The 23,315-nt window shown below is 69.1% G+C and carries 19 protein-coding genes; 2 read left to right on the top strand and 17 right to left on the bottom strand.

The genetic code is table 11. The annotated features are described in order from the left end of the window. From ACWDR3_RS28665 to ACWDR3_RS28630, 8 genes are all read right to left on the bottom strand, one after another. Positions 1–179 (bottom strand): ricin-type beta-trefoil lectin domain protein (locus ACWDR3_RS28665; protein ID WP_450355461.1); only part of this gene is annotated, 179 nt, incomplete at its 3' end. Between the two features lie 151 nt (positions 180–330). Continuing rightward, positions 331–1,152 carry a lectin gene (locus ACWDR3_RS28660; RefSeq protein ID WP_450355459.1) on the bottom strand — a complete coding sequence of 274 codons (822 nt, stop codon included), beginning with the start codon at positions 1,150–1,152 and terminating at the stop codon, positions 331–333. Positions 1,153–1,333: 181 nt separating this feature from the next. After that, positions 1,334–2,368, bottom strand: coding sequence for a Gfo/Idh/MocA family protein (locus ACWDR3_RS28655; RefSeq protein WP_450355458.1), 1,035 nt, complete (start codon positions 2,366–2,368; stop codon positions 1,334–1,336). A gap of 82 nt (positions 2,369–2,450) precedes the next feature. Next, on the bottom strand, positions 2,451–5,129 hold the full coding sequence (locus tag ACWDR3_RS28650) for a glycosyl hydrolase family 95 catalytic domain-containing protein (RefSeq protein WP_450355457.1): 2,679 nt from the start codon (positions 5,127–5,129) through the stop codon (positions 2,451–2,453). Positions 5,130–5,442: 313 nt separating this feature from the next. Further along, positions 5,443–6,777 carry a glycoside hydrolase family 16 protein gene (locus ACWDR3_RS28645; protein ID WP_450355456.1) on the bottom strand — a complete coding sequence of 445 codons (1,335 nt, stop codon included), beginning with the start codon at positions 6,775–6,777 and terminating at the stop codon, positions 5,443–5,445. 434 nt (positions 6,778–7,211) lie between these two features. Then, positions 7,212–8,234: an alpha/beta hydrolase family esterase gene (locus ACWDR3_RS28640; RefSeq protein ID WP_450355455.1), complete on the bottom strand. Its 1,023-nt coding sequence runs from the start codon at positions 8,232–8,234 to the stop codon at positions 7,212–7,214. 290 nt (positions 8,235–8,524) lie between these two features. After that, positions 8,525–9,199 (bottom strand): NAD(P)H-binding protein, encoded by a 675-nt coding sequence (locus ACWDR3_RS28635; RefSeq protein WP_450355454.1) that lies wholly within the window; start codon positions 9,197–9,199, stop codon positions 8,525–8,527. Between the two features lie 158 nt (positions 9,200–9,357). Beyond that, the gene (locus ACWDR3_RS28630) at positions 9,358–9,657 is read right to left on the bottom strand and encodes a hypothetical protein (protein ID WP_450355453.1); all 300 of its coding nucleotides are present in this window, start codon (positions 9,655–9,657) and stop codon (positions 9,358–9,360) included. A 165-nt stretch (positions 9,658–9,822) separates the two neighbouring features. On the opposite strand from ACWDR3_RS28630, the gene ACWDR3_RS28625 reads away from it, so the two are divergent. After that, the gene (locus ACWDR3_RS28625) at positions 9,823–10,269 is read left to right on the top strand and encodes an ankyrin repeat domain-containing protein (RefSeq protein WP_450355452.1); all 447 of its coding nucleotides are present in this window, start codon (positions 9,823–9,825) and stop codon (positions 10,267–10,269) included. A gap of 93 nt (positions 10,270–10,362) precedes the next feature. Here ACWDR3_RS28625 and ACWDR3_RS28620 read toward each other — a convergent pair whose 3' ends face one another. From ACWDR3_RS28620 to ACWDR3_RS28595, 6 genes are all read right to left on the bottom strand, one after another. Further along, on the bottom strand, positions 10,363–11,643 hold the full coding sequence (locus ACWDR3_RS28620) for an IS701 family transposase (RefSeq protein ID WP_450355451.1): 1,281 nt from the start codon (positions 11,641–11,643) through the stop codon (positions 10,363–10,365). Positions 11,644–11,695: 52 nt separating this feature from the next. Continuing rightward, positions 11,696–12,736 carry a LacI family DNA-binding transcriptional regulator gene (locus ACWDR3_RS28615; protein ID WP_450355450.1) on the bottom strand — a complete coding sequence of 347 codons (1,041 nt, stop codon included), beginning with the start codon at positions 12,734–12,736 and terminating at the stop codon, positions 11,696–11,698. A gap of 84 nt (positions 12,737–12,820) precedes the next feature. After that, positions 12,821–14,593, bottom strand: a complete 1,773-nt coding sequence (locus ACWDR3_RS28610) for a discoidin domain-containing protein (RefSeq protein ID WP_450355449.1) — start codon at positions 14,591–14,593, stop codon at positions 12,821–12,823. Positions 14,594–14,604: 11 nt separating this feature from the next. Next, the gene (locus tag ACWDR3_RS28605; RefSeq protein ID WP_450355448.1) at positions 14,605–15,699 is read right to left on the bottom strand and encodes a DUF1996 domain-containing protein; all 1,095 of its coding nucleotides are present in this window, start codon (positions 15,697–15,699) and stop codon (positions 14,605–14,607) included. 303 nt (positions 15,700–16,002) lie between these two features. Continuing rightward, the gene (locus ACWDR3_RS28600; protein ID WP_450355447.1) at positions 16,003–16,362 is read right to left on the bottom strand and encodes a nuclear transport factor 2 family protein; all 360 of its coding nucleotides are present in this window, start codon (positions 16,360–16,362) and stop codon (positions 16,003–16,005) included. Between the two features lie 25 nt (positions 16,363–16,387). Then, on the bottom strand, positions 16,388–17,173 hold the full coding sequence (locus tag ACWDR3_RS28595; RefSeq protein ID WP_450355446.1) for an SDR family oxidoreductase: 786 nt from the start codon (positions 17,171–17,173) through the stop codon (positions 16,388–16,390). Positions 17,174–17,271: 98 nt separating this feature from the next. Between ACWDR3_RS28595 and ACWDR3_RS28590 the strand changes: the two genes are divergently transcribed. Next, a complete protein-coding gene (locus ACWDR3_RS28590; protein WP_450355445.1) occupies positions 17,272–17,790 on the top strand; it encodes a winged helix-turn-helix transcriptional regulator in 519 nt (172 codons plus the stop codon). A 151-nt stretch (positions 17,791–17,941) separates the two neighbouring features. On the opposite strand, the gene ACWDR3_RS28585 is transcribed toward ACWDR3_RS28590, so the two are convergent. From ACWDR3_RS28585 to ACWDR3_RS28575, 3 genes are read right to left on the bottom strand one after another with little or no spacing between them, the layout of a single operon-like run. Next, complete coding sequence (locus tag ACWDR3_RS28585; protein ID WP_450355444.1) at positions 17,942–20,173, bottom strand: bifunctional serine/threonine-protein kinase/ABC transporter substrate-binding protein; 2,232 nt, start codon at positions 20,171–20,173, stop codon at positions 17,942–17,944. A gap of 18 nt (positions 20,174–20,191) precedes the next feature. Continuing rightward, the gene (locus ACWDR3_RS28580) at positions 20,192–22,348 is read right to left on the bottom strand and encodes a bifunctional serine/threonine-protein kinase/ABC transporter substrate-binding protein (protein WP_450355443.1); all 2,157 of its coding nucleotides are present in this window, start codon (positions 22,346–22,348) and stop codon (positions 20,192–20,194) included. Beyond that, positions 22,348–23,013 carry a hypothetical protein gene (locus tag ACWDR3_RS28575; RefSeq protein WP_450355442.1) on the bottom strand — a complete coding sequence of 222 codons (666 nt, stop codon included), beginning with the start codon at positions 23,011–23,013 and terminating at the stop codon, positions 22,348–22,350. Before ACWDR3_RS28575 ends, ACWDR3_RS28580 begins: the two co-directional genes overlap by 1 nt. Positions 23,014–23,315: the final 302 nt, after the last annotated feature.

Genomic DNA, 23,315 nt, shown 5'->3' with positions numbered 1-23,315 from the left:
CGCAGGGTGCCGTCGCCGGGGTTGGACCAGGTCTGGGCGGCGGTGCCGTTGCAGTCGTAGAGCTGGACGGCGGTTCCGTTGGCGGTGTTGGCGCCTGCCACGTCGACGCACTTGCCGGCCAGGCCGGTGATCCGACCGTCCGCGGCATGGGCGGGCATGACGCTGAACAACGTTGTCATCGCGGCGGTCAGCACGAAGGTGAGCGCGAGCCAGACCAGAGATCTGTGTCCGTGGCGGACGTTCGCGAGGTGGGGAGTGGTCACGAGAATGAGCTCCTGGGGGTGAGGGGACAAGCGGGGTCTTGGGTCCTGAAGAGGGCTGACTGGGGCGTCAGTTCAGGACGGTCTGCGTGACGACGATGTGGCCGGCATCGGGATTGAGGACACCGCCCAGACGGCCGAACGCGCCGTCGGTCAGGTCGAGGCACTTGGGTTCCTGCGGAGTCTGGGCGAACGTGCCGCGGTCGTTGATCCGTACGGTCAGGGAGCGGCCGTTGGCGACATTGGTGACCAGGACGCGTGTGCCGAACGGCAGTTGGGGCTGCCGTGAGAGCGAGGTGGCCGCCGTGTCGGCATTGTTGTCGAAGACCTCACCGCTGGCCGTCAGGGCACCCGCGGGCTGAGGGCCGTAGTGCGTGGCCCAGCACTGCTCCTGGCCGCCCGAGGAGGCGGGGGCGTTCCACTTCTGGTTCGCCGCGCCCGTGCACGTCCAGATCTGGGCCCTGGCGCCGTTGGCCGACGAATTGTCGCTGACGTCAAGGCACTTGTTCGCCGCCGGATTGACGATGTCGCGGGCCGCCGTCACGGTCCACCGCTGGTTCGACCCGCCCGTGCAGGTCCACAACTGGAGTTTGGCGCCGTCGGCGGTCGAGTTGCCGGTGACGTCAAGGCACTTGCCCAGAGCGCGAATTGTTCCGTCCGCGTTGACGTCCCACTGCTGGGCGCCGGTTCCGTTGCAGTCGTAGAGCTGGACCGCGGTGCCGTCGGCGGAACTCGCGCCGGCGACATCGAGGCACTTGTTGGCGAGACCGGTGATCTGTCCTGTCGCCGCCGCTGCTGGCGCGGTGGCCAGTGCGGTGGCGAACAGGGCGAGCAGTGCACCGAGGGAGAGGCTTCGCAGGACGAGGAGCGGAGAGGTACGACGAGCGGCCATAGGTGGGGTAGCTGCCTTTCGTGCCGGACTGCGCGCATGCCGGCGGAGACCTCAACTGGCAGCGCGCAAGCGGAACTTGACGCCCGTAACGTAAAGGTCTATACCAACCTCGTCAAGCGTTAAACGTCACGGTGGCTGACAGCCGCTCACGCCCAATCCGAAGGCGTAGAGGTCATACGGCTCAGGATGGGCCGGACTCGCCGCGTGGTGGCAGACCGGCCGCGCGGTAGATGTCGTCGATGATGCTCATGGTCACGACGGCGTCCCTGGCCGAAGTGAGCACCGGGCCACCGTCGAGGACCGCTGCAGTGAATGCGGACAACTGGCAGGCGTAGCTGGACGGTTGGCGGGCCACTCGCTCGTGTCGAAGCGTGCGCCGGCCGGTGTCGCGCGGACCGCGGATCGTCAACCGGTGGCAGAGCTGCGGCATCAGGAAGTTGGTGACCGTCAGCTCGCCCTTCGAACCGATCGCCCGTGCCCGGATCGACAGCATTCGCCGCGACCACATGGATGCGCGCAGATGTCCGGTCGCTCCACCGGGAAAGGCGAGATCGGCCTCCATGGCGCGGTCGACCCGATGGTCCTTGCGCAGCGTCAGCATGCGGGCGGCGGTCACCGCCGGGGTCTCACCACCGAGGAGCCGCGCCACGTGCACGCTGTAGCACCCCGCGTCCATGGTGGCGCCGCCTGCCAGGCCGTAGTCGTAGCGGATGTCGCTGAAGCGGGGGAGCGGGAAACACACCTGCGCTTCGACGTGGCGCAGTTCGCCCAACTCCCCGCTCCGCACGATCTCCTGCATGCGCGCGGCCAGGGCGTGGTGACGGTAGTGGAAGGCTTCCATGACCACCAGGCCCGTGCGCGCGTGGGCGGCGTCAGCGGCCTCGGCGACCCGTTCGGCCTCGGTGCGGTTGGCGGTGAACGGCTTCTCGCACAGGACGTGTTTGCCCGCGTCGATGGCCTTGAGAGTCCACTCCGCGTGCAAGCCGTTCGGCAACGGCACGTACACGGCGTCGATCTGCGGATCGGCAAGCAGCGCTTCGTAGTTGGGGTGCACTACGGGAACGCCGTGCTTCCGGGCGAAGGCCTCGGCGCGCTGCCGGTTCCGGGCCGCGACTGCGGTCACCGTGACTCGGGGATTCCGGCTCGCGGGCTTGATCAGCGCACTCGGTGCAACGGCCGCTGCTCCGAGGAGGCCGACACGGAGGTTGGTGGTCATGGGGGTGAGTGTGGCGCACAGCGTGGGCCCGCACGGCGGCGGGCCCACGTGTCGAGGTGGTCTGATGTGTCCTGCGGCAGCCCTACGGTGTGATGCGCAGGGCGTCCACCATCCCCACCGAGGTACTTCGGTTGACGATACGGATGGTGTGCGTGCCCCGTGTCAGCCCGGTGCGTTGCCAGACGGTCTGCTGCACTTGGCGCGCGCCGGTCACCCGTAGATCCACCGTCGCCTGAAGGACGCCGTCCAGATACACGTCGACGGGTCCCATGTCCCCGTTGCGTTCGGAGAGGTAGGCGACTCCCGTCCCGGTGAACGTGTACTGAGCCACGGCGTTCACCGTCGTGCTGTGGTGGGTGTCGTCGTTGTAGTCGCCGTAGCCGCGCCCGCTCGTGGCGTGCCAGTTGCTGTCGTAGGTCAACTGGGTGTTGTTCACCATGGGGTTGGGGGACTGGGACATGCCCAGCGTGGAGCTGGTGCCGCTCAGCGACTTCTCGCCCTGGTTCGCGGATCCGGTGAGCCGTACGGGGGTGTAGGAGGGCAGTGGCTTTGCGGTGCGCTCTACCACGTACACCGCGCCGGAAGTCGTCGCGAGGTCGAACTCGGCCGCGCTGGTGGTGAGTACGATCGCGCCGTCGGAGACCCGGCGGACCCTGAGCTGCTGGGTGCCCCAAGGGTTCACGACCCGCGTCGAGTTGCCGTACCGGCTCTTGATCCCGATGTACTTCACCTCGCCTGCTTCACGCTCCGAACTGACCGTGAACCCGCCCTTGGCCAGCAGGGTGAACCGTCCTGCGAACGAGGAGTCGCTCGGCGGCGCGGGGAAGACCCGGATCTTGTCGTTGTAGGACTGCAGGAGCGACTCGTTGAGGGCTGTGAGATGCACGCCGAGGTACTCGAAGACGCCGTTGGTGTTGTCGGTCATGCCGTTGGGATAGGTCTGGTACTTGCGGAGCATCGTCTTCATGCCCTGGTAGGCCTGGTCACCGAGCCCCAACCGGGCAGCCTGCACTGCGTCGTTGGCCCACACGTTGTCGTACGGGAAGGGGCGTGCGTTGAAGGTGTTCACGGCCTTCTGCTGGTCCGGGAAGCCGATGCCCGTCCGGTCGTAGGGCCAGATGATCTCGCTGGCGACGTTCTCGCCGTTGCGGGTCTGCGCGAGGGGTGGGGTGTGCGGGAGGTAGACGTCCGCGGTGGACGGATAGGTGATCAGGTTGTCCACGATCCGCTGCCACTGGGGGCGCAAGTCGGCGTCCAAGCCCAGGGATTGGGACGTTCGGATGGCGAGGGGGAACAGCGTGCGCACCGCCGCGAGGTCGGTGATCGCGTTCGGTACGTTCCAGTACGTCTCGTGGGCGTTCGACGTCGCCACGTAGTACTTGCCCGCCGAATCGACGGAGAGCTTCGCCGCGTAGAACTTCACCACGTCCCGCATGAAGGGGTAGACGGTGTCCCGCAGGTAGGCGGAGTCATTGGTGTACGCGTACTGGAGATACATGTTGTACGCGGCCTCGGTGCCCGTCGACCAGATGTTCTTGGTGTAGTCGCTGTTGACGGTGCCGCGGGCGTTGCCGTCCCAGCCCATGGTCTCCGGCACCCAGAGTCCGTCGACGTCGTAGCGGGTTCGTGTGTACGCCTTGAGCGCCGCCGAGTTGCGGCTGTAGAGCCGGTTGAAGCCGGCCAGCAGGTCGACGTGGTTCGAGGCGAGGAAGGAGTTGTACACATCGCGCTGGTTCCAGTACCAGTAGGCGTTGCTCCACTTGGTCTGGTCACCGGTCGCGCGGAAGACGCCGTTGATGAAGTGGAAGGGGTTCGTCCCGTACCCGCCGGCGGCGATCATGTAGGTGCTCAGGTAGTAGACGTTCTCCAGGTAGTCCGCGTCGCCTGACAACCCCGAGTACTGCACGAACGACTTGCCCCAGAAGTCGTGCCACCAGGAGCGGAAATCGCCCAGCGTCGCGCTGTAGCCGCGGCTCTTGGCCGATGCCAGCGCGCGTTTGGCCTGCGCCACCGAGTCGTGGGAGGGCGCGTTGAGCCGGCTGCTCGCGGTGAACCAGATGGTGTAGCTGCTGGAGGGGGTGATCGTCAGCCGGACCGTGCGGCCGTCGACGACCCGTGCGGTGTAGGGCGTGCCTTCCACCGTCGCGGCCAGGGTGTAGCCGAAGTTCTGCGCGTCGGTCTGTCCGCGACTCAGTCCGGCTCCCGTGGAGTCGGCGTAAGTCGCCACCGTTTTCCAGGTGTTGAGGTCGGGGACGTCACCGCTGTTGCTCAACTGGGAGGTGTCCCACAGGTTCAGGTCGAGGGTGACCGCGGAGACCCCCGAGCGTGAGTCCTCGACGTGGACGCCCATGACCTCGGAGTTCGGCGCGCCCATCACGGTCACCGTGCGGTTGCTGTCGTACTTGGTGGTCAACGTGCCGTCGTACAGCGACAGGCGTTGCTGGTAGGTGCTGTAGCCGCTCTCCAGGGCGGGGGAGGTGGAGAGGTTGAGCAACCCCGCGCCGAACGCGGTCTGTTGAGAGGTGTCCACTCCGGAGACCTGCATGGACAGCCCGTTGTTCTGCCACGCCATGGCCCCCATACGGCCGTTGCCCACGGTCAGCCCGTGCAGCGGGTTGGTGGTGGGCCGGTTGTAGACCAGGTCGTGCTTGGACATGTAAGCGGCGCGGTCCACATCCAGTTCTCCAGTGGCGGAGTTGAACGCGGCGTCCGTCGGTGCCGCCACGGCGGGGGTGGAGAGGCCGACGGCCGTCCCGCTCATGATGCAGACGGCTGCGAGTAAGGCTCGGACGAGTCTTCGTTGTCTCATCGAGTGCCCTCCCTGGTGGTCATGGGTCCTGAATGATCCGATGACTTGCAGCGGAACAGGCCGGTGAGCCGCAGACCTGGATGCCACAGAAGCTGCGCCTGGCAGGGGTGATCCGAAATCGACATGTCCGCGTCACTTGCAGTGAACATCGGATGTCTGGCTCGGTCAACACTCTCTGCGGGATCTGGTATTCAGGGGGTGCCCGGGGAGGGACTGATGAGGATTCAGGTTCCCGGGCCGGTATGGGGGGCCGGCCCGGGAGGTCTCACTGGACGTACGTGTAATGCGGACTGTCGTACTGAGGGCCGTTCTTCTCGTAGGTGAACCAGTACGTCAGGGTGGAGCCGGTGGAGATGGCGACGTTCTGGGTCCAGGTGCCGCCGTTGTTGGTCATGCGGAAGTTCTGCTGGCCTGCGCCGTTGACGAGGTAGTGCACGTCGACGTAGGCCGCGGGCGTTGTCGGGTGGAACGTGATCTGGGCCTGACTGGCGCTCAGGCGCGTCACGCCTGCGGTGTAGTCCGGCGTCTGGGTGCTCCCGCCGGTGGTTCCGCCTGTCGTGGTGCCGCCGGTCGTCGTGCTGCCGGTGGTACCGCCGGTCGTCGTTCCGCCGGTCGTGGTCCCGCCCGGATTCTGCTGGTAGACCGCGAACCAGTCGACGCTCATGGCGGCACCGGAGGTGATGCTGCCCGCCTGGGCGGCCGAGCTGCAGCCGCAGACCTTGTCGGGGTAGGAACCGGCGATCGCGAGGTCGAAGATGGCCATGAAGCCGTGGTCGATCGCGGCCTGCCAGGTGGGGACGGAGACCTGGTTCTCATTGACGGTGAAGGTCAGATTGCCGTCGAGGTAGAAGCGGAGCTGCTCCGCGGAGGTGTTGGTGCGGTCGATGATCGCGGAGTAGGTGTGGTAGCTGGTCTGGCAGCCCGCGCACGGCTGAAGATCGCTGGTGATGCCGTCGGGGTCGTGGCACTCGCCCGCCCACACTCCGCAGTGGAAGGTGGTGGAGTGCTTGCTCAGGGCGTTGACGTCCTCCATGATGTCGAACTCGCCGATGCTGGGCCAGTTGGTCGCGCCGACCGGACGGGCGGCACCGCCCATCGCCCAGAACGCGGGCCAATAGCCCAGTCCGTTCTGCGGGTTGGGCTGGAGGATGGACGCGCTCATCTGGAGTTGTCCGCCGGCTGGGGCGGCGAAGTCGGTGCGTTGGGTCTCGATGCGGCCGGAGGTCCAGTGGCCGGACCCGTCCCGGATCGCGCGGATGACCAGGTGTCCCTGCCCGTCCTGGTACACGTTGTTGGTGGAGTCGGTGGCCGTTTCGATCTCGCCCGTCCCCCAGTTGGGAGCTCCGCCGGCGTATCCGGTGCCCAGGTCGTACAGCCAGTTGGACCGGTTCAGGGCGCTGCCGGACGCTCCGGTGAAGTCGTCCGAGAAGAGGGTGGTCCAGCCTGCCGGCGGAGCCGGTACGGCCGCGGAGGCGCTGCCGCTCGTTCCGACCAGGCCTACGAGCGCGCCGATGACCAGCAGCAGCGCGCTGCCTAGAGCGAAGAGGATGGTTCTCTGGTTGCCTGCCGGCGTACTGGCGGGCGGTGAGGTGGTACTCATCGCATTGGTTCTCCCTGTCGAGTTCCGTGGAACGCGGGGACCAGCTGCCCTGAGAACTGAGCACTGACAACTGAGAACTAGGCACTGGGCATTGAAGGCTGAGAGCGCTCTCAGGGTGTGTCGCATGCAGGAGTGTCCGGCGGGACCCTGCATGCGTCAATGGCTTCAACGTGATCGACTCAGAATGGGCGATCTGGCGACGCTAGATGGAGCCTCGAAAAAGGTCCGAACCAAGGCTTGTTGAGCCGTGGACAGCCCTTCGATGAGCGGACGGACACGGCCTCGACACCATTGAGCTGTGGTTCTGCGACTACGGCGGCAAGAAGGAACCTCCGTCGTCGCGTGGGCGGTTGTGGATGTTCGTCGCTGAACTCGCAAGGTGGCTTCAGGAGTTGAAGACGGGCGCGCCGGAGTCGTGACCCACCGTGGGGTTCCTACGCGGTCGGCATGAGGTGGGCGAGGAAGAAGTCCCAGATGAGGGGCGTCGCGTCGATGGTGGTCGGGGTGGCCGTGTCGCCATTCGGAACCGTCGCGGGCCACACGTGACCGCCGTCCTCGATGCGGTAGTGCTCCACCGTGCTTCCACCGGCGCAGGACGGCCACACCTGATGGACGACGTTGGACGACACCCGGGAGCTTTGCGGAGTGGCGGCGCAGCCGTCCCGCTGGGCCCAGGCCGTCAGCCATGAGGGAAGGGACGGCAGGCCCTTCGAGGCGTCTCCGTTGTAAGGGATGGTGCCGTCGGCCTGTCCGTGGAAGTCGAGGACCGGGACGGGTCGTTGCGGCTGACAGGTACCGCCCTGCGGATAGAAGGCGCCCGCGACCGCGGCCACCGCGGCGACACGATCTGCGAGACGGCAGCCGACGAGAGCCGCGAACCCACCGCCGTTGGACTTCCCCGAGGCGAAGATCTTGCGGGGGTCGACACACAGATCGGTCTGCAGCCGGCTGATCAGTGCCCGGGTGAACGCGATGTCGTCCACGCCCGGAGCGGAGTAGGGAGCGCCCTGCCACGCGCTCTCGCCGTCGGTGCCGGTCACCCCCTGCGGGTAGACGACGAGTGCGTTGACCGTGGAGAGCTGGGTCAGGCTCTCCTGGAAGGCGGCGGTACGGCCGTGACCGTGGAAGGAGAGGATGAGCGACCGGGGGTTGGTCCCGGTGTACGTGGCTGGGATGTGGACCCGGTAGGTCCGTTGGAGGCCGCCGACGGTGAGCGTCCGGCTGGTGGTCGTGCCGGGCGGGATCTGGGAGTTGGGGCCGGTGCAGCCCGCCGCCGCGGCCGGCTGGGCGGGGGCGGCCGAGGCGGTCGGGGCGAGGGCGGCCACGCTCAGGAAGACGGCGGCCGCGGTGCAGGCGAACATGCGGGCATGGCGAGACATGTGCTCTCCGATCGGGACCGGGAGCGCCGGGCCCAGGTGCGGGCCCGGCGGCGCGATGCGGGTGGGGGTGGAGCGCATGAAGCACAGGGTCGATCGTGTTGACGGCGGCCCTCACGAGGGCCGTCGGCCGGGACGTTAGCGCCACTTCATGGTCTCGTAATACGGTCCGGCCGCACTTTTCCGGCGGGATGCCTTCGCTTCTTGTAGGCGATCACTTTCGGCGGTCACCTCTGCCGACCGTTCGCGCGGTCGAAAAGCGCAGATCAGCGATGGGTGCGGGCAACCGGAACGGTGTCAGGGGAAACACCTCGTTGAATCCGCGAACTTAATGAACGTAATCCAGCAAGGACACTGTCCTGTCGGTGAGTTCAGGCGGGCACGGAGGCGTCGGCCAGTGCGTTGATCCCGGCGGTGTCGACGAACTCCGGCAGTGCGCCCTTAGCGCGGGCCAGGGCGAGCATCGCCGCGGCGATGGCGTCCGTGCTCGTGACGGCGCCCGGGAAGCGCCGCTTCAGCAAGGGGAACAGGGGGCCGGCCGCCCCGTAGATGATCCGTTGTGCGCGGACGCTCGGCCTGGCGCCGTTGCGCGGCTGGATCCAGCCGGGGCGGACCGCGGACACCCGGAGGTCCAGTCGTCGCAGTTCGTCCTCGGCGCGGCCCTTCGCCCGAATCCACATGGTGGTGCTGTCGCTGTCCGCGTTGCGCGCGGAGACATAGATGTACGCCGCCTCCGGGCGCACCTGTGCCAGCGCCCGGCCCGCCGCCAGGGCGTAGTCGCGGGTCACCACGCGGTACTCCGCCTCGCTGACCCCGACGGAGGTGCGGCCGAGGCAGTAGAAGAGAGCGTCCACGGTGGCGAAGGTGTCCCGAAGGTCGCTGTAGTCCGTGAAATCCGAGTGCGGTACCTCGACCAGCTTCGGATGGGCCCTGCCCGTGGCGCGACGGGTCACGGCGGTCACCTTGGTGACCTCGGGATCGGCGAGGCAGGCGGTGAGGACTCCCTGCCCGACCAGTCCGGTCGCACCGAAGAGAGCGATGTGCACAGCGAGGAACCTCTCGGACGGTCATGGATACGGAGGGGTCTCCGTTTGGTGTCACGATAGCGGAGAACTCTCCGTTTGGCGACCGGCGTCACTCCGGCGCTCACCACAGCGCGTCTTGACCGCGAGGTGCGCCAGGGCCTGTTGTGAAAGTGAAGGTGTCAGTCGCCGTTGAAGATGAGGTACCGGTGGGCCTTGCGCTCGACTTGGGCGGTCAGGGCCAGGATTTCGTGCGCTGCTTCCGCTTCCTCGGCGGTTGATCCGTCCGCCAAGGCTCGGAGTTCCGGGACGAGGACTTTGAGCTGCGACCGGTTGAACACGGTGTCGTCATAGAGGTCGACGCATCCGAGCAAGGGCAGATTCTGGCTTGCCGCTCGTCCGCACAGGGCGGCGATGGCGGGATGCACGCATGTGGCCTCGACTGCGCCCCTGAATGTCCGTACCTGAACGCTGATCCCCACGAGGGCACGTTAAGGCTCGCCAAGCGATGCCGTCGAAGCATTTGCGTCGTGGTGACGAGGTACGACAAACTCGCCGTCCGCTACGAAGCCACGGTGCTGGTCGCCGTGATCAACGAGTGGATATGAGTGGCTTCGGCGCACTCATGATCGCTAGCCTCACGGGCTATGAAGCAGCGCCAACAGAAGAAGCTCTCCCGCCGCCTCTTCGAGGCAGTCCTGACGGGAGACGGCAGAAGCACGAAGGCCCTGTTGCGCGGTGGAGCAAGTCCCGACAAGAGGAACAGCGACGGCACCACTCCGCTGTACCTGGCTTCTGTGCAGGGCGAGGCCGAAGTAGCTCGCCTGCTCATGGAAGCCGGCGCCAGCCCGGACACCGAAAGCAGCGGCCCCGGCTCGGAGGGCACACCGAGACGGTCCGGCAGCTGTTGGCCCATGGCGCCGATCCCAACCTCCGCGAAGACCACGGCACCGGCAAGTCCCCGGTGGACTGGGCGAACAACGGGCCCCACCCAGACACTGCCGCCACCCTCCGGGCAGCAGGGGCGCAACCCACGGCTCACCCAGCTCCGTAACTTGCTCGACCTCAACACTCACGTTCACAACAGGCCCTAATAGGACTCCGTTAGGTCGTTCTTGATCTCGGTGTGGTGTGTGGCCTGCTGGGCAGGGGCTGTTGGCAGGTGGTGCAGATGCCGGTCCAGCACCTCAGGATGTCCTGGAGCGCTTCGAGGATCTGGTAGAGGGTGAGGCCGATCCGGGTGCTTTTGGGGCCAGGCGCTGTTCGGTGAGGAAGGCATGGGCGGCGGTCACGAGGGTGACGTGGTGGTGCCATCCGGGCCAGGAGCGACCTTCGAAGTGGTCCAGGCCCAGGCCGTGCTTGAGTTCGCGGTAGTCGTGCTCGATGCGCCAGCGGACCTTGGCCAGGCGGACCAGGTCGGCGATCTCCACGTCGGCCGGCAGGTTCGACAGCCAGTAGTCGGTGGGGGCCTCGGCCTCTTGGGGCCATTCGACCAGCAGCCAGCAGTCCGGCAGGACCCCGTCCCACCAGCCCTGCCCGGCCGAGGCTGCGGCTCGGATCGGGCGCGCGACGGCCTTGCCCGCAGGGCGGATGCGCAGGGCGGCGAACCGGGACTGTAACCCTCCTCGCGAGCCGGTCCGCCAGGCGACGGTGGTGAACGCCTCCTGCCCCAGACCGGCGGCCAGGGCCGCCACCGAGGGTGCGGGATGGCGATAGCGAGGCTGTGGCCAGCACCCGATGGGCCCGTTGCGGGCCGGGGCGACGGGCTGTTCCTGGAGGGGATAGGCGGTCACGTCCGTGCGGACGGCGAGCACGTAGTGGATGCCGCGCTCTGCCAGGCCGGCCCGCAGATGTGCGTTGGTGCCGTAGGCGGCGTCGGCCACCACGACCGGTGGCCTCATGCCCCAGCCGGCCAGCGTGTCGAGCATGTCCAGGGCCAGCCGCCACTTCTCGCGGTGTGTGACCTCGAGCGGGACGCGGGTGACGGTCCTGCGGCCGGTGTCCGACGCCCACTCCCTGGGCAGGAACAGCCGCCATTGCAGGGGGCAGGAGGCGGTGTCGGTGGCGGCGTGGACGCTGACCGCGACCTGGCAGTTGGCGCGTTTGCCCAGGGCTCCGCAGTACTGCGGAGCCACCGCGACCGACATCCTTCCGTCCTTGGGCACCGACACGTCGTCGATCACCCAGGCCGTCGGGGCGATGAGCGGCAGCATCCGTTCGCAGATCCGCCGCTGCACGGGCACCGGGTCCCAGGTGGACTGGTTCACGAACTGCTGAAGGTTCTGCTCGTCGCCGTCCGGCAGCCGTGAGGCCATGGCCTGGATGGACTTGCGGCGGCCGTCCAGCATCAGTCCCCGCAGGTAGCAGTCGCCCTTGGCCCGCTGGTCCTTGCGCGGCACCGAGGCAAACACATCAGCGACGTACAGCGCCAACATCGCCCGGACACGGTTCACTTGATGTGCATCCACACACCCAACATGCTCCTGAACAGGCCCGCCGTGAAGACCTAACGGAGTCCTATTAGGCCGAGTCCCGCACCACCAGCTCCGGTTCGAAGATGACCGACGTCGCCTCGGTGCGTACGCCGTGGATGTGTTCGTCGAGGAGGCGGGCCATCTCCGTGGCCATCTCCTCGACCGGCTGGCGGATCGTGGTGAGCCGGGGTCGGCAGGTCACGGCGATGCTGGAGTCGTCGAAGCCGACCACGGCGACGTCCTCGGGCACCCGGCGTCCGCGCTCCCGTACGACCTGACAGGCGCCCTGTGCCATGAGGTCGTTGGCGGCGAACACGCCGTCCGTGTCGGGGTGGTTGACCAGCAGGTCCGCCATGGCCGTGAGACCGCTGTCAAGGGTGAATCCTCCCTCGGCGACCGGGATGTAGGGGTGGCCGTGGCGGGCGAGCGTGTCGCGGAACCCGGCGAGTCGCTCCTGGCTGGCCGCCACGTCCAAGGGGCCGCAGATCGTTGCGGGTCGGCGGCAGCCGCGCGCGAGGAGGTGCTCCGCGGCGAGGCGCCCGCCGTCCCGGTGCGCGAGGTCCACGTAGCTGAGCGGGACCGGACGGGAGGGGCGGGCGAAGAGCACGGCGGGCAGGCGGGCGTCGGCGAGGAGGGCGGGCAGCGGATCGTCGGAGTGCGTGGAGACGACGAGGGCGCCGTCGGCACGGCCCTGGCGCAGATAGGTCAGCACCTCCTCCCGCGTCTCGGCCGACTCGGCGAACATCAGGACGGGGTGCATCGAGCGGGGGCGCAGGAAGCCGACGATGCCGCCGACGACCCGGCCGAAGAAGGGGTCGGCGAACACCCGTGTGGCGAAGGCGTTCTGGCCGGTGTCCGTGATGTCCCCGGCGCCGGACACCACCAGGGCGACGGTCTCGGCCCGCCGGGTCACCAGGGAACGGGCGGCGCGGTTGGGTGCGTACCCCGTCCGTTCGATGGCTCGGCGGACGACTTCCTGTATCTCCGGATCGACGTTGCGGACGCCGTTGACGACCCGGGACACGGTCGCCCGGGAGACGCCTGCCTCGCGGGCGACGTCCTCCAGTGTCGGGGTCTGTCTGCTCATGCGGGCACCCTAACGGACCTGCGGTATCCGGCAATAGAGCGCTCTCCCGGAGCGGGGCCGTACGCTCCGGGAGAGGTCCCTGGGTCAGGCGTACACGCCGAACTCGTACAGCGAGTACCCCCAACCCGTGCCCCGCGCCGTGCCGTTGACGCGGACGTAGCGGCCGGTCCCGGTGACGTCGAAGTCGTCGATGCCTCCGTTGCCGTCCGAAACGGTGCGCACTGTCTGCCAGTTCTGGCCGTCGTCGGAGGTCTGGATCGTGTACGCCTTCGCGTACGAGGCCTCCCAGGACAACTGGACGTGCCGGAACGTGGTGCGGGTGCCGAGATCGACCTGGAGCCACTGGGGGTCGCTCCAGTCACTCGCCCAGCGCGAGGTCTGGTTGCCGTCCACCGCGTTGGCCGCGGTGCACGGGCAGTCGCCGTAACTCGCCTGGAACGACGAGGCGGTGGCCGGTTTGCCGCGCGCCACGTTGGTGCCTGACGGGGTCGGCGGGACGACCCGGATCGACCGCGTCTCGACGCCGACATTGCCCCGGCCGTCCGTCGCCTTGACGTACACCTTCCAGACGCCCGGCCGGTCCGGTGCGGTGATCCTCAGCCGGCCGCCGCCCAGGTTCGTGGACGGCAGCGAGGCCAGATTCTTGCTCTGGTCGATGTAGTTGCTGTTGTCGAGGACCTCGTACGAGATCGCGTCGCCGTCGGGGTCGGTGGCCCGCACGGACAGCACCAGGTCACGTCCGGCCTGCACCTGGCCCACGCCGCCCTCCACGGCCAACTCGGAGATCACGGGCGGGGTGTTGTCGTGGCCGGTGTCGCCGCCGTAGGCCCGCTTCACCGCGTAGTACGACAGCCGCTTCTGGCCGGCGGGCAGCAGGTTGAACCAGATGCCGCCGAAGTCGTACTCGGTGCCGTAGTGGAACATCGTGGCGCCGAGCGCGACCCCCTGGTGCCCGGTGACGCAGTTCCAGGCCCGGGTGTAGCCGTCGGCCTTGGCCTGGTCGGAGGGCTCCAGCGGAACGCCGTTGGCGTCGTCGGGAACCTCCCACTCGCCGGCCGGCCCGGACTCGGTGACGATGTACGGCTTGGTGTAACCCCCTTGCTGCCAGGCGGACTTGATGTCGCAGACCGCGTTGTAGGAGTTCACGGCGTAGAGGTCGAGATCCGGTGCGTTCCGCTTGTAGTAGGGCCAGGCGCCGACCCAGGCATCGGTGGACGTGACCGGGTGGTTGGAGTCGACGGCGTGGATCTTCTTGGTGATGTCGTTGACGAGGGTGGTGTAGGCGTCGCGTTGGCGCTCCAACTCGTCGCCGCTGTAGCAGTTCTGGAGCCCGAGAACCGACTCGTTGCCGACGTCCCACATGAGGACGCCGGGGTTGTCCTTGTAGGTCTGCACCCACTTGGGGAACTCGTCGAGCATCTGGTTCTTGTAGGCGGTGTCCGTCAGGTAGTTGACGCAGCCGCCGCTGCCGGGACCGCCGCCCGGCTGGAGCCAGAAGCCCGCGACGACCTTGATGCCGTGGGCGGCCGCCGAGTCGAACAGCGGCTTGCTGCTCGCGTCGGTTCCCCAGGTGCGGATCGTGTTGACGCCCATGGACTGAAGGTCCGGCATGTACCTCTCGGCGTCCGCGACACTCGGGCCCCAGGTCAATCCCTTGACCTGGTACGGCTGTCCGTCGACCGTCAGCTGCCAGGCGCCCTGGCCACCGGTCACCTTGACGACACTTCCCGCGGCCTGAGCCTGGGCGGCGGGCAGCGCGGCGAGGAGTCCGGCCGCCAGCACGCCGGCGGTGACGGGTGCCGCGATGCGGCGGGTTCGCGTTCGGGTACGACCGTGGGTGCGGGTGCGTGGGGTCATGCGCGCGCTCCTCACGGCAGTCGGTAGTTCTCGTCGAGGGCGGCGCCCGCCTCCGGATGGGTCTCGTCGTAGCCGCGCGCGTTGCACTGCAGCCCGCCGACGACGCAGTGGTCGACCAGGGCCTTGAGGGTGCGGTCGTCCCAGGCGTTGAAGAAGTCGTAGTGGAAGCTGTGACCCGTGCCGCTGGCCAGCCGCACCTGCGACATGTCGCCGTTGACGGGGAAGGCCATCTTGAACTCGATCATCGGCAGCGCCACCGGGTGGTCGGCCGGGCACATGTTGTCGTTCGTGCCGGGCTTGACCACGGGGTAGGCCATGTGGCTCTTGTGGTCGGGGGTGTCGAGGTACTTGCCGTCCCAGCAACTCGGCGCCTGGAAGCGGATGTTGAGCTGGACGTCCGCGCGGTTCGGGCAGCTCGCGGGGAACTCGACGTTGAAGAAGCTGTCACCGCACTCCCAGCCCTCGACGAAGCCGCGGTGGTTCCTGAACTCGTCGGCGCTCTGCGTGGGGCTGCCGACGACGAAGCGCAGGCCCTTGGGGAAGGGCCGGACGCTGGTGTAGTCGGTGACGCCGGTCTTGTAGTAGATGACCTGCGGGCCGACGGGCAGGATTGGCTGGTTGCCGTTGTAGAGCGTGGGCATCCAGTAGCCGGACAGGTCGCCGGGGGCCTTGCAGGTTGTGCCGCCGGCCGACAGCGAGGCGGTCGTGCTGTTGGCGTCGGTCGTCGTGTTGCCCATGAACGTGTGGTCGTGGGACTTGCCCGGCTGTTGCGGGTAGACGATGGGGTCGTCCGGCCGGGTGTGCGTGACCGAGCAGTTGGCCTGGAACTCGTGGAAGTAGCGGTGCGGCGGGTCCTGCGTGGACGGCGTCACGCCGGTGACCGGCGGGTTGGCGAGGATGTAGCCGTCGCCGTCCGGATCCTCCGGGGAGTTGGCCGTGGACGCGGCCATCGCGTGGCCGGAGTGGGTGGCCGCGAAGGACTGCGCGGCGGCTGTGTGCGGTGCGGGTGGCCCGGCACTGACGGCTATGCCGCCGATGCCGAGCGAGGTCAGCAGGAGCGCGCCGGTGATCAGCGTGGCTGACAGGCCTTTCGATCTCCGTGACATGGAGACCTCCTCCTGAACGGTGGGGGTGTCAGAGGTCGTCGCCCGGCGTCCCCGTGACGTGGTGTCAGGCGAGCTGGTCCGAGGAGCACCGGGAGACGGTGGGAGAACGGTGTGGGAGAGCGCTCTCCCGCCGAGGAGTGTTGAGGGCATGTCAGCAAGGTGTCAAGGGATCCGGCGGAAGTGAGGTCGGGAAAGGTTGCGCTTCCCGAAGGCTTGCGAAGGGTGGACCTCACGATTTAAATCAAGACATGAACTAAGCGCCGCAGCTGGGACCTTGGTCGGTCGTGCCGCGTAGGGGCCGGCTCAGGGTTCGATGACGAGGTGCTCGATGAGGTCGCCGCGCAGTGTGAACCGGTAGTGGAGATCGACGGTGCCGCCGGGGAAGTTGCCTTCGAGGTGGTGCGTGGCGATGTAGTGGGCGGCGTCGGTCTGTTCGGCGGCCGTGAGCTGGATGGTGTACGTGAATTCGGTGGCGGCTCGGTCCAGCCACCCCTCGATCGCTGCGCCGCCTTGGTAGGTCTTGCCGTCGTCGATCACAGTGGCGTCGGCGGCGAACGTCGTGATCGCGGTGGCCGTGTCATGGGCGCGGTGCGCCGTGAGGTAGCGCGTGATCACCTCGGGCAGGTCGTCGGGGTTGATGGTCCGGGGCTGGTTGTCGTACATGACGCTCCTGAGGGTGGTGGTGGGTTCAGACGGTGGGGGTGGTTCCGCCGTCGATGACGTGTTCGGCGCCGACGATGGCCGAGGCGCGGTCGGAGACGAGGAAGGCGACGAGTTCGGCGACCTCCTCGGGCCGATTGGGGCGGCCGAGCGGGATGCCGCCCAGGGAGTCCATGAGCCGGTCCAGCGCCGCTTCCTGGCTGATGTCGGCCTCGTGGGCGATCCGGGCGACGAGATGCTCGGCCGCCGAGGTCTGGACGAAGCCGGGCGAGACGGTGTTGACGCGGACGCCGTGCGGGGCGAGTTGGTTGGCCAGGCCCTTGCTGTAGGTGGTCAGGGCGGCCTTGGCGGCGGCGTAGGCCAGGGTGCCGTTCCACAGCGGCAGGCGGCGCTGGATGGAGGTGACGTGCACGACCGCGCCCTTGCCCGTGGTGATCATGTGGGGGAGGAGGGTGCGGTCCAGGCGGACGGCGGCCAGCAGGTTGGTGTCCAACTCCCTTGCCCAGTCGTCGTCGCCGAGCGCGGCGAACCCTCCTGCCGGTGCCGCGGAGCCGCCAAGGGTGTTGACCAGGATGTCGACGCCACCCAAGCGGGCGTCCACCTCGGAGGCGACGTAGGAGGCACCGTCCGCTCTGGACAGGTCGGCGCCGATGAACGTCTTCTCCTCGACGTCGTCGGGGCGGCTGCGGGCGGTGACCAGCACGGTGGCGCCGGCGTCGGCGAGTCGTCGGGCGATCGCGGCTCCGGTGCCTTTGGTGCCGCCGGTGACCAGAGCGCGTCGGCCTTCGAGGGACTCGCCGTTGGGTGTGCTCACGCTGTGCTCCGTTCCAGGGCGCGGGCACGCAAAGCACCGCTCCCGTGTTGCTGCTAAAATAGAAGCTACTAACTTCGACTTTAGCAGTAACTGAGGGGATGGCCACCGTGGCAAGTCGGATCAGGCTGGAGGACCGGGAGTGCCCGCTGTCCACGACGGTGGAACACGTCGGCGAGTGGTGGACGCTGCTGATCCTGCACGACGCCTTCGACGGCTACACCCGCTTCGACCAGTTCCAGGACAGCCTCGGCATCTCCTCCAGCATGCTCACCACCCGGCTCAAGACCCTGGTCGCGGACGGGCTGTTGGAGCGCAGGCCCTACCAGACCAACCCCGTGCGCCACGAGTACGTACTGACCGAACTCGGCCGCTCCCTGCGCCCGGTGATCGTGGCCCTGGCCGCGTGGGGCAACTCCCGCCTGGCGCCGGGGGAGCGGAGCATGATCCTCGTCGACGCGAACAGCGGTCAGGAGGTCGAGCCCGTGGTCGTCGACGCCAGGACCGGTCTTCGCCTCGACGACAGTGACGCGTACGTCTTCACGGCGGGGCCTGCGGCGAGTGACGGGATGCGTAGCCGGTACGCGGGACGTCCGGCCGCTTCCACGGACGAGGGGTAGGTCCGCCTGGCGAGCGGGATCGGAGCGGGTGGAACCTGATCCTTTGGTGAGGCTAGGAGTACATGTCGGTCGTCCCCCAGCGGTCCGCCAAGTTGTCGATCCGGAGCAGCCCACAGCCGCTGCGGGTGCTACGAAGATGAGCCGCCGTCGCTCACCCCACCTGGTCGTACCGCCCCAGGAACCGGAAAGCCCCGCCCCTGGCCTGGTAGAGGAAGCTCGCGTTCTCCGCGTTGAGCGTGTGTATGGCGTCCTGGGTGAAGCGGATCGGCTTGGCCACGCCGTCGTAGGACGTGCGGAAGAGCCGTTCGGCGACCTGGCCGGGTTCGATTCCCGCGCCGCTCCCGAGCGCGTCGAGGGCACGGGCGATCAGGCCGACGGCGTCGTACGCCTCGGCGGCCCAGCGTCCTGGTGCCTGGCCGTAGCGTTTCCGGTAGGCGGCGGTGAACTGCTTGGACGCCTTCGTCCCGGTCGATTCCGGTTCCGTGTACGGGGCTTCGCAGATCCAGCCCTCGGCCGCGTCGCCCGCCGCGGTGAGAAAAGCCGGACGCAGAACCGGCTCGAATCCCATGCGGGGACCGATGAATCCGGCCGCCGCCAGGGCGCGGGCGCAGGCCGCGGCTCGGCTCGGGGAGGTGCCGGCGTGGACGACGGCCTGCGGGTCGGTGGCAAGGGCCTGGGCGACGGCCGGGCGGAAGTCGGAGGTTCCGGCTGCCACGGTGTGGATGGTGACCGTGCCCTGACCGGGCGGGTTCTCGCTGATGTAGTGGCTGATGTTCCAGGCCGTCTCTCCCGCGGCCCGGTCCTCGATGACGGCGGTACGGCGCGTGGAATGCACCCGGGTCAGGTAGAGGATGACCGACAGGGCGCGCTCGGAACTCGGTGCTCTGGTCGAGCACATGGTGCGCCGAAGGGAGACCGTGGACAGCCCGGCCTCGTCGGCGTCGACCGACACGAGCACGAACGGCGTCGACGCGGCCGCGTAGAGCGGACCCGCGGCGCGCGCGGCAGCGGCCGTGGTGGGGCCGATGATCGCGCGGACGGTGGAGCGGGCGAGCAGGCTGCGCGCCGCGTCTTTCGCCCGTGCGCTCTCGCCTCGGTCGTCGTACGTGGCCAGGGCGAGACGGAAGGGAGCGTCGGCGCGCGTGTTGTGGGTGGCGACGGCGAGTGCGGCCCCGCGTTCCTGGGCTGTTCCGGTGTTTTTCTGAAGCCCCGTCAGGTCGGCTTGGAAGCCGATGGTGTGCGTCGTCACCTTGGGTGGAGTGTCGGCCGCCGTCGCGGTGTTCCGTCGGTTCAGCAGTACGGCGGCGCCGGTGCCCGAGGCGGCGATCGCCAGCCCGCCGATCGCGAGAACGCGGCGACGAGGCAGCCTTCGTACCGGCTCCGCGGGTGATGGCTGCGGGGCGGTCCTGACCGGTGGGCGCGGCGGCGGGTTGAGGGCGCGAGCGGAACGGTCGGCCACCAGGCGCAGCACCTCGGGCGGCAGCCAGTCCGCCTGCCGATGGGGATCGGCGGCCCGACTCGTGCTGTGCTGCTGCGCTTCGCCCGGCGCCTGGCCGGCTCGGGCGGTCATCGCCTCGAACATGTCACGGAGTTCGGCGGCCGTGGGTCGGTGGTGGGGGTCTTTGGCCAGGCACCGGGTGACTGCTTCGTACGCCGGGGGCGGCAGGAGCCGGTCGAGGCCGGTGAGGTCGGGGCTCTCGTGGACGGTGCGGTACAGGACCGCTGCCGCGTCGCCGGTGCCGAACGGCCGTCGGCCGGTGGCCGCGTACGCCAGCACGCAGCCGAGGGAGAAGACGTCGCTGGGCGGGCCCACCTCGCCCTCATGGGGCAGGGCCTGTTCGGGGGAGAGATAGCCGGGGGTGCCGATGACCGCCTCGGGGGCGGTCAGTGCGGTGGTGCCGGCGCCTTGGGCGATGCCGAAGTCGATCAGGCGGGGCCCGTCGCGGGCGAGCAGGATGTTGGCGGGTTTGACGTCGCGGTGGACCAGGCCCGCCGCGTGCACCTCGGCCAGCGCCTGCACCAGACACGCGCCGAGTACGACGACGGTGTGCGCGGGCAGCGGGCCGTGTCCCTCGACCGCCTCCGCCAGTGACGGGGCGGGCACGAAGGCGGTGGCCAGCCACGGCTCGCGCGCCTCGGTGTCGGCGGCCGTCACCGGTACCACCCAGCGGGCGGTGAGCCCGGTGGCCAGCCGTACCTCGCGCCGGAAACGGGCCCGGAAGGCGGGATCCGCGGCGTACTCGGCGCGGATCATCTTCACGGCGAGCAGCGCCCCGTCGGTGGCACGGGCCAGATAGACCGTGCCCATGCCACCGGCTCCGAGCCGGGCGAGCAGCCGATGCCCGCCGAGCGCCTCGGGGTCCTCGGCCCGTAACGCACGCATCGCCCGCTCCCGCCGCCGTCAGGAGGTGGGCAGCGTGCCGACGTACGCGAACCGGCCGCCCTCGACCCGGTAGTGGTGGACCGGCTGCACGGTGAGCTCGTTGCTCTTGTCGAACGCGTAGGTCGTGCTCAGCCCCTTGAAGCGGGCCTGGGCGAGGGCCTTGGCGACCTGCGCACGGCTCGGACGTCGCACACCCTGCCCGGCCAGGGCGGTGAGCCGGTCGGCGACCAAGCGCGCGGTGTCGTACGCCTCCGGGGCCCAGATGCCCGGCGCGCTGCCGTACCGCTTCCGGTAGGCGGTGGCGAAGGCGCGTACGGGCGCGGCGTCCGGGCTGATGTACGAGGTCAGGGTCTGCCAGCCGTCGGCCGCGTCCCCTGCCGCGGTGATGAAGGAGGCGGTGGCCGTGGGCGCGTCCAGGAACCGCGGTCCCTTGAATCCCCGCGCGGCCAGGGCGCGGGCGACCGTGGCGGCGCGTTCGGGAGTGCCGGTGCAGAAGAAGCCGTCGACGCCGTGGGCGAGCATGTCGGCGATTACCACGGACGGGTCCGGCGCGGCGGCGGGTACGACCCTGGTGTACACGCCGACTTCGCGGGCGCGGGCCGTGTCGCGGACGATCTGTGCGGACTCCATGCCGGTGGCCCGCCCCGCACGGTCGATCAGCAGACCCGGGCGGCGGGAGCCCTGGGAGGTCAGGGCGATGACGCTGTTGTAGACGGTGAAGCCGGCCATGGGCGCGGTACGGAAGTACGCCTTCGGCTCGGCCAGCAGGGCCGAGGTCGCGGCGCTGAAGGAGAGTTCGGACACGGTCAGCACCGACATCCCGGCCGCCTCGTAGACCTCCAGCGCGGCCTGTGCCGAGGTGTAGCCCGTGGGACCGAGGACGGCCAACGCATCGCTCTCTCTGGTCAGTTGACGGGCCACCTGCTCCGCCCGGGCCGACTCACCACGGTCGTCCACCACCCGCAGGGCGAGCGTGAACGGCTTGGTCCTACGGGAGTTGAACTGCTCCACCGCCAACCGTGCGGCGCGCTCCTGTGCCGTCCCGGCCTCCCGCTGCGGTCCGGTCAAGTCCGCCTGGACGCCCAGCACCCAGCGTGGACCGGTGGACCGCGCCACCGGGTCCTGCTCGTCGTCGCCTCCCAGCACCGCCCACAGGGCAGCGCCGCCGCCCGCCGCGAGCAGAGCCGCACCGCCCGCGGCCAGAGCCAGGACCCGGCGGCGCCCCGGCGGGCGGGCCTCGGTGTCCGGCTCGGTGCCGGCGGAGATCTCGGTCGGTTCGATGCCCGGCAGGGCCAGCATCTCGGCGGACCGGTCGGCGACCATGGTGACCACCGCGTCGGGCAGCCAGTCGATGGAGTCGGCCGGGGCGTCCTCCACGAGTTCGGTGTCGACCTCGGCCGCGGTGGGCCGGGCCGTGGGCTCCTTGTCCAGGCACCGCTGAAGCAGCGTGCGCAGTTCGGCGTCGTCGACGCCGTCCAGCTCCGGCGTGTCATGGACGGTCCGGTAGAGCAGCGCGTCCGGCGTGCCGGTGCCGAACGGAAGCCGGCCGGTGGCCGCGTACGTCAGCACGCAGCCGAGCGAGAACACGTCACTCGGCGGACCGACCTCCAGGGCCCGCGCCTGCTCGGGGGAGAGGAAACCGGGGGTGCCCACCACCACGCTGTCCGAGGTCAGTTCCGTCTCCTCGCCGGCCGTGGGCCGCGCGATGCCGAAGTCGATGAGCCGCGGCCCTTCCAAGGCGAGCAGGATGTTGCCGGGCTTGACGTCCCGGTGCACCAGACCGGCCTCGTGCACAGCGGCCAGGGCGCGCGCCAGCACCTTGCCCAGAACGCGCACCGCGCGCGTCGGCAGCGGCCCGCAGGCCATCACCGCCTCGGCCAGCGACGGACCGGGCACGAAGGCCGTGGCCAGCCACGGTGCCTCCGCCTCGGTGTCGGCGCCCACCACCGGCACCACCCAAGGGCTGTCCACCCGCCGGGCGGAGACCACCTCGCGCCGGAACCGGGCCCGGAACTCCGCCCGGTCGGCGTACTCCGGCTGGATCACCTTCACCGCGGCCAGGTCCCCGGCCTCGGTACGGGCCAGATACACCACACCCATGCCGCCCGCGCCGAGTCGTCCGAGGAGCCGGTGACCGCCGAGGTGGGAGGGATCGGAAGGAAGCAGCCGCTCCATCACGCACCCCTTTGAGGGGCCGACGCAGTCTTCGGCGTCGACGCGCTCTCGCCGCCCGAGGCATCCGGCTCGGGCGAGGCGGATCCCGCCCCGTCGAGGCCCCCCAATTCGGACTTCGCGCGCACCAGCATCTTGGGCAGCGCGCTCTGGACGAGGGCCGACAGTTCGTCCGGGGCACGTCCCCGGCCGCCGCAGACAGAGGTGCTGACCACCACGGAGCCCAACGTGGCCTGGTCCCACAGGTACGGGTACGGGCCGCCGCGGGAGTCACTCACGCACAGGCCCGTCTCCTCAAGGAACTCGTCGCTGTAGCCGTTGAGTCCCTCACCCCGCGCGAACGCGGTCGAGCTCAGTTGCGTCAGCCGCTCACCCGGCCGCAGCAACTCCTCCGTGCAGCCGAGGGACTCCTCCAGCATTCCGGCCTGCTCCCAGGCCGCCTCAAGCGCCGTGCGGTGCACGGTGACCGTGGCCGACAGCCGCACCGGCCCCTTGGCACCATCGGCGGGCACTTCGAAGTGCCGGGTCAGCGTGGCCAGTACGCCCGCGGGTAAGTCCGCCAGCCGCCAGGCACAGCCGTCACCGAGCACCGCCCAGCGACTGGGGTCGCTCTCGTACGGTGTCGCCCGTACCGCCTGACGCCCGAACAACTCGGGACCGGCGATCACCTTCCCGATGAGCGCCCGCGCTTGGTTCGCGGTCTTCGGCTGCTTTGCGGGATCGGTTTCGGAGGTCGGCGAGGCGGTGGGCGATGCGTCCCCGCCTATCTTTGAGTTCGCTGCCGCCCCGGCCTTCTTATCGCCGCCGCTTTCGCCGTCCGTGCAGCCGGTCACCAGTAAGCCGCACATCACCAAGGCACCGCATAAGTGCAGGCCTCTCGCATACGCCACGATCCCGCCCCTTGTCCGGTGGTCGTCCGGTGCTCGCCGTATCCCGTGCCGCGAGGGGAACTGCCCAGTCACCGTGTACT

The sequence above is a fragment of the Streptomyces sp. NPDC001002 genome (genome assembly GCF_053599215.1).
The sequence above is the reverse complement of the archived record's forward strand: the minus strand, read 5'-3'. Positions and strand labels throughout refer to the sequence as shown.